Source organism: Corynebacterium sp. HMSC071B10, from assembly GCF_001814825.1.
GTDB lineage: Bacteria > Actinomycetota > Actinomycetes > Mycobacteriales > Mycobacteriaceae > Corynebacterium.
This window is the reverse complement of the sequence record NZ_KV817972.1, coordinates 1-285: the sequence shown is the minus strand read 5'-3', so window position 1 is coordinate 285 and position 285 is coordinate 1. Positions and strand designations below refer to the sequence as shown.

At 58.2% G+C, this 285-nt stretch carries 1 pseudogene; it reads right to left on the bottom strand.

Features of this window, described 5'->3' with window-relative positions:
- Positions 1-263: pseudogene (locus HMPREF2990_RS01520) on the bottom strand (cytochrome c biogenesis protein DipZ); the annotation flags it as partial.
- Positions 264-285: the final 22 nt, after the last annotated feature.

Here is a 285-nt window from a genome sequence, read left to right as displayed (position 1 = left end):
GGCGGGAAAATCATTCCCAGCCCCACCCATGCCAGCAACACCACTCCCGCCCAGCGCAATACCGACTGTGGCAAATGCAGCGCACTAAGCAGAATCGTACCCAGCAGCGCGATCGCGGCGAAGCTCACGACCAAACCTGTCACCACGTGCGACGGTTTACGCCCGACGCTGACACCCAGCACCACCGGCAACACTGGCAAAATGCACGGCGACAATGCCGTGATCACACCCCCGATGAATCCAACAAGAATCACGCTGATCATGAGTTTCCTCTACTTTCCGGTT